Consider the following 7,241-nt stretch of genomic DNA (forward strand, 5'->3'; position numbering starts at 1 on the left):
ATGGTGCTGCACTCCGCGCTGTCCGTGCTGCTCGCCCGGTTGTCGGGCACCTCGGATATCGCGGTCGGTACCCCGGTCGCCGGGCGCGGCGAGGCCGAGCTCGACGGCCTGGTCGGCATGTTCGTCAACACCCTCGTCCTCCGTCTCCAGGTGGAATCCGGTGCCTCGTTCACCGACCTGCTGGGGCAGGCGCGCGAGGTGGATCTCGCGGCGTTCGGGAACGCGGATGTGCCGTTCGAGCGGCTCGTGGAGGTGCTCAACCCGGCCCGGTCGCAGGCGCGGCACCCGCTCTTCCAGGTCGCGCTCGCGCTGGAGAACATGGGCCGGACCGAACTTCACCTCGACGGCCTCACCGTCTCCGGGGTCGAGGTCGATGAGCACCCGGCGAAGGCGGACCTCCAGGTCAGCCTGTCCGAGGCGATCGCGTCGGACGGCACTCCGGCTGGCATGACCGGTGGCTTCACCTATGCGACGGATCTGTTCGACGAGTCGACGATCGTCGGGTTCGTGTCGCGGTTCCGGCGGGTGCTCGCGGCGGTGGTGGCGCGGCCGACCATTGGGGTCGCCGAGATCGACCTGCTCGACTCGGCCGAGCGGGTAGACCTCCTTACGAGGTCCGGTGCTGCCGGTGTGGATCCGCGGACTTTGCCGGACCTGCTGGGGGAGGGGGTCTTGCGGGATCCCGAGGCGGTGGCGCTGTCCTTCCAGGGGCGCACTATCACCTACCGCGAGCTCGACGAGCGGTCCTCACGCCTGGCTCGGGTGCTGATCGGATACGGCGCCGGACCCGAGCGGGTCGTCGCGGTGGCGATGCGCCGGTCGATCGAATCGGTGCTGAGCATCTGGGCGGTCGCGAAGACCGGTGCCGCGTTTGTGCCGGTGGACCCGACCTACCCGGCCGAGCGGATCGATCACATGCTCACCGATTCGGAATCGGTGATCGGCCTGACCACAACGGAATTCGTTGACCGGCTGCCGGGCGAGCACTGGCTGGTGCTCGACGAGAGTGCTGCGCTGCTCGAGGCGGTGTCAGCGGCGCCGATCACCGATGCCGACCGGACCCGGTCGTTGCGGCTGGCGCACCCGGCCTACGTCATCTACACCTCGGGCTCGACCGGCAAGCCGAAGGGCGTGGTGGTCAGCCACACCGGCCTGGCAAACTTCTGCGCCTACCAGCATGCGGACTACCAGGTCACCGCGGAATCGCGGGTGCTGCACTTCGCATCACCGAGCTTCGACATCTCGGTCAACGAACTGCTGCTGGCCGCGGTGCCCGGCGCCACCCTCGTCATCGCCCCCACCACGGTTTACGGCGGCGCGGAACTGACCGAGCTGCTCCGACGCGAGCGGGTCAGCCACGTGCTCATGACGCCGTCCGCGCTGGCGTCGGTGGACCCGGCCGAGCTTCCCGAGGTGCGGATGGTCGGCGTCGGCGGTGAGGCGTGCCCACCGGAGCTGATGGCCCGCTGGGCAGACCAGCGCACGTTCATCAACGGGTACGGGCCCACCGAGGCGACGATCGTCGCGACCAGCAGTCGGCCACTGGTGCCGGGCCTGCCGATCACCGCGGGCCCGCCGGTGCACGGGATGCGGGCGGTGGTGTTGGACAGCACACTGCGACTTGTGCCGGACGGGGTGGTCGGAGAGCTCTACCTCGCCGGGCCGGGTTTGGCTCGCGGCTACCGCGGCCGCCCCGACCTGACCGCGGACCGGTTCGTTGCCGATCCGTACGGGGCCGCCGGTGAGCGGATGTACCGCACCGGCGACCTGGTCCGGTGGGTTGGTGGCGAGATCGAGTATGTGGGTCGCGCCGATTTCCAGGTGAAGGTCCGTGGGTTCCGGATCGAGCTCGGCGAGATCGACGCGGTGCTCGGCTCCCATCCGAGTGTCGAGTTCGCGACGACGCAGGGGCATGCGGGTCCGGCCGGGGCGACCGTGCTGGTGGCCTACGTGCTGCCGGTCGACGGGGCGACCCTCGACGTCGACGCGCTCAAGGACTACGCCGCCGTGTCGCTTCCGGCGCACATGGTGCCGTCGACGATCATGGTATTGGACGAGATTCCGCGGACCCCGGTCGGCAAGCTGGATCGGAAGGCGTTGCCCGCGCCGGTGTTTGAGGCTCGGGTGTACCGGGCTCCGTCGACGCCGGTGGAGGAGATCGTCGCGAGCACCTTCGCGCAGGTCCTCGGGCTTGAGCGGGTCGGTGCCGATGACGACTTCTTTGAGTTGGGTGGCAACTCGCTGCTCGCGACGCAGGTCACCGCGCGTCTTGGCGCCGCGCTCGACACCCGAGTGGCTGTTCGGGACCTGTTCGACGCGGCGACCGTCGAATCGCTGGCCGGCCGCGTCGCGTCGGCGGCGGGCAGCGGTGCGCGCCCGGAACTGACCGCGCAGACTCGGCCCGAGCAGCTGCCGCTGTCGTTGGCGCAGCAGCGGATGTGGTTCCTCAACCGGTTCGACCCGGAATCCACGGCCTACAACATTCCGTTGGCAATCCGGCTCACCGGTGTGCTCGACGTTGCTGCGCTGCAGGCCGCCGTCGTGGACGTGCTGGAGCGGCACGAGTCGCTGCGCAGCCGCTACCCGGACTCCGCGGCGGGGCCGCACCAGGTCATCGTCGCGGTCGAGGAGATCGACCTGGACCTGGCGCCGACCCTCGTCGCGGAACCGGACCTCCTCACTGCGGCAGGCGGGGTCCTGTCCAGCGGCTTCGACGTGCGGATCGCGCCGCCCGTGCGTGCCCGGCTGTTCGAGGTGTCCCCGACGGACCGGGTGCTGGTGATGGTGGTGCACCACATCAGTGCGGACGGTCTGTCGATGGCGCCCCTCGCCCGCGATGTCATGACCGCGTACACCGCCCGTTCGGCGGGGTCGGCGCCCGCATGGTCGCCGCTTCCGGTGCAGTACGCGGACTACGCGCTGTGGCAGCATCGGGTGCTCGGCTCGCCCGACGACGAAACCAGTGTTGCCGCACAGCAGCTCGCCTTCTGGATGGACGAGCTCGCGGACCTGCCCGCGGCGCTGGACCTGCCGACGGATCGTCCGCGACCCGCGGAACAGTCGATGCGGGGCGCCCGGTACGACTTCACGATCGACGAGCGGCTCAGCAGGGGCGTGCGCGACCTCGCTGCCAGCAGTGGCGCTACGCCGTTCATGGTCCTGCATGCGGCGCTGGCCGTCCTGCTGGCGCGCCTGTCCGGTGAGTCGGACATCGCGATCGGGACGCCGGTCGGCGGGCGCGGCGAGGCAGCGCTGGACGACCTGGTCGGCATGTTCGTCAACACCCTGGTGCTGCGGACCGAGGTCGACCCGTCCGCGTCGTTCGCCGATCTGCTCGGCGTGGTCCGTTCCGCCGACATCCGCGCCTTCGGTCACGTGGACGTGCCGTTCGAGCAGCTCGTCGAGGCACTGAACCCGGTGCGCTCGAAGGCGCACAACCCGCTGTTTCAGGTGTCGCTGTCGCTGCACAACCAGGAGCAGGCCGCCCTCGAACTGCCCGACCTGACGGTCCGCGCGCTGAACACCGAGGTGACGGTCACCCAGTTCGATCTCGACCTCGCCCTCGGTGAGAGGGTCGATGAATCCGGCGTCGCGGCCGGAATGTACGGATCGTTCGCCTACGCGACAGACCTGTTCGACGAGTCGACGATCGCCTCGTTCGCCAAGCGACTCGTCAGGATCCTCGAGTCCGTCACGAGTGATGCCTCCCATCCGGTTGGGGACCTCGCGCTGCTCACCGATGGTGAGCGGGATCGGGTGCTGCGGCAGTGGAACGACACCGCGGCGCACACCGAGCCGACGACGCTCGTCGCGCTGTTCGACGAGCAGGTCGAGCGCACCCCCGACGCGGTCGCCCTGATCTTCGAGGGCAGCGAACTCACCTACGCCGAACTCGATGCCCGCGCGAATCGCCTCGCGCGGGCGCTGATCGAGCGGGGAGTCGGGCCGGACACCGCGGTCGGGCTCTGCCTGCACCGTTCGTTCGACCTGCTCGTCGCGATGTACGCGATCGTGAAGGCGGGCGGCGCGTACGTGCCGATCGATCCGGAACACCCGGCCGACCGCATCGAGTACGTGCACGCCTCCTCCGCGCCGGTGTGCGTGCTGACGACCGCCGACACCGGTGCCGCGCTGCCCGCGGCGGCCGATATCGTCGAGCTCGACGGGCTGGACCTTTCGGCGCACGCCAGCACGCCGGTCACCGATGCCGATCGGCTCGCCCCGCTCCGCCCGGCGAACACCGCGTACATCCTGTACACGTCGGGATCCACCGGTCGCCCGAAGGGCGTGGCCGTCTCGCACGCGGCGATCACCAACCAGACTCGTTGGATGCACGGGCACTTCGGCCTCACCTCGGACGACCGGACCATGCAGAAGGCGCCGATCACGTTCGACGTGTCGGTGTGGGAGTGCTTCGCGCTTCTCGAGATCGGCGGTTCCGTGGTCGTGCTGCGGCCGGACGGGCATCGCGATCCCGCGTACATCGCCCGGATCGTGGACGAGCACGCGGTGACGATCGCCGAGTTCGTTCCGTCGCTGCTGGACGCCCTGCTGCCCGACGACTCCTCGACCCTCCCGGCGTCGATGCGGCACGTCCTCGGTGGCGGCGAGGAACTCACCCCGCGCACCGCCCGCCGGGCCGCCGCCCGGGGCGCCGCCGTCGAGAACACCTACGGCCCGACCGAGGCCGCGATCACCACCACGCACTTCGACGCCTCCGACATCGGCGACGCGGCCGTGGTCCCGATCGGCAGGGGCGTCTGGAACACCACCTCGTACGTGCTCGATGCGCGCCTGCAGCCGACCCCAGTCGGGGTGGCTGGCGAGCTGTACCACGGAGGTGCGCAGCTGGCCCGCGGCTACCACGGCCGCGCGGACCTGACCTCGGACCGGTTCGTCGCGAATCCGTTCGGCGAGCCCGGTGAGCGCATGTACCGCACCGGTGACCTGGTGCGCTGGAACACCTATGGTCAGCTGGAATTCCTGGGGCGCACCGACTTCCAGGTCAAGCTGCGCGGTCTCCGGATCGAACTCGGTGACATCGAGTCGACGCTGCGCGATGTCGCCGGACTCGACCAGTGCCTCGTCGTGCTGCGCCGGGACCCGCGGGTCGGCGACCAACTCGTCGCCTACCTCGTGGGGACAGGTCTCGACATTGCCGGACTGAAGGCCCACCTGGCCTCGCGTCTGCCGTCCTACATGGTTCCTGCGGCGTTCGTCGTGCTCGACGAGATGCCGGTGAACTCGTCCGGAAAGCTGGACCGCACGGCGCTGCCGGCGCCGGTATTCGAGGCGAAGACGTTCCGTGCCCCGTCGACGCCGGTCGAGGAGATTATCGCGGCCACGTTCGCGGACCTGTTGGGGGTCGAGCGCGTCGGAGCGGACGACGACTTCTTCGAGTTGGGTGGCAACTCGTTGATCGCGACCCGGGTGACCGCCCGGCTGGGTGCGGCGCTGGACACGACCGTGCCGGTGCGGACCCTGTTCGAGGTGTCGACGGTGGAGGCGCTCGCGGTTCGGGTGGGGGCGCACATGGGCGCGGGCGGCCGGGTGCCGCTGACCGTGTGGGAGCGCCCGGACCACATCCCGCTGTCGCTTGCGCAGCAGCGGATGTGGTTCCTGAACCGGTTCGACCCGAGTTCCGCGGTGAACAACATTCCCGCCGCGATCCGACTCGGTGGAGACCTGGATCTGGCGGCGCTCCGCGCGGCGTTCGGTGACGTGATCGCGCGGCACGAGGTGCTGCGAACAGTCTACCCGGAGGTCGACGGGGTCGGTCATCAGGTGGTGCTGCCGACGTCGGAATCCCTCCTGAATCTCATTCCGGAGACGGTGTCCGAGTCGATCCTGCTCGACCGGGTGGTCGAGGTGGTGTCGGAGGGATTCGACGTCGCCGAGCAGGTTCCGGTGCGCGCCCGGCTCTTCCGTGTGGACGGCACGCCGGAGCATGTGCTGGTGCTGGTGGTGCATCACATCGCGGCGGACGGCGTCTCGATCGAACCACTGACCCGCGACGTGCTGCTGGCGTACGCGGCGCGGAGCATGGGGGAGGCGCCTGCATGGGCGCCGCTGCCGGTGCAGTACGCGGACTACACGCTGTGGCAGCGGGAGGTGCTCGGGTCGGAGGACGACCCGGATTCGCTGATCTCCCGGCAGGTTTCGCATTGGACCGGTGCGCTCGCGGAACTCCCCGAGCAGCTGGACCTGCCGACCGACCGTCCGCGCGCGCTGGTTGCGTCCGGCCGCGGTAGCAGGGCGAAGTTCACGATCGACGCCGAACTGCACCGGGCGCTGACCGGGCTTGCCCGCACGCACAATTCGACGCTGTTCATGGTGCTGCACTCCGCGCTGTCCGTGCTGCTCGCCCGGTTGTCGGGCACCTCGGATATCGCGGTCGGTACCCCGGTCGCCGGGCGCGGCGAGGCTGAGCTCGACGGCCTGGTCGGCATGTTCGTCAACACCCTGGTCCTCCGTCTCCAGGTGGAATCCGGTGCCTCGTTCGCCGACCTGCTGGGGCAGGCGCGCGAGGTGGATCTCGCGGCGTTCGGGAACGCGGATGTGCCGTTTGAGCGGCTCGTGGAGGTGCTCAACCCGGCCCGGTCGCAGGCGCGGCACCCGCTGTTCCAGGTGGCGCTGGCGATCGAGGACGCGGGTCGGTCCGACCTGGACTTCGCGGGCCTGAGCGTGGCCGCGCTCGACTTCGACGAGCACGTCGCCAAGTGCGACCTCCAGGTGACGATCGCGGAGACCTTCTCCGAGGACGGCACGCCTGTCGGAATCGTCGGTGGGTTCACCTATGCGACGGACCTGTTCGACGAGTCGACGATCACCGGGTTCGTGTCCCGATTCCGGCGGGTACTCGAATCCGTGGTGGCGCGTCCCTCGGCGCCGGTCGCCGAGATCGACATTCTCGACGCCGCCGAACGGGTGCAGCTGCTGAGCAGGCGTGGGGCGCCCGACGCGGATCCGCGCACTCTTCCGGAGCTGTTGGCGCACGGGGCCTCACGCGACCCCGAGGCGGTCGCCCTCGCGTTCGAGGGGCAGACGCTGACCTACCGAGAGCTCGACGAGCGGTCGTCCCGGTTGGCTCGGGTGCTGATCGGTCGCGGCGCCGGACCCGAGCGGGTCGTCGCGGTCGCGGTGCGGCGGTCGATCGAATCGGTGCTGAGCATCTGGGCGGTCGCGAAGACCGGTGCCGCGTTTGTGCCGGTGGACCCGACCTACCCGGCCGAGCGGATCGA

At 70.0% G+C, this 7,241-nt stretch carries 1 protein-coding gene; it reads left to right on the plus strand.

Annotated elements, in window-relative coordinates:
• Nucleotides 1-7,241 (plus strand): amino acid adenylation domain-containing protein (locus tag ACWF62_RS20265; protein WP_452631198.1); only part of this gene is annotated, 7,241 nt, incomplete at both ends.

This window comes from Rhodococcus sp. NPDC054953 (assembly GCF_053609225.1).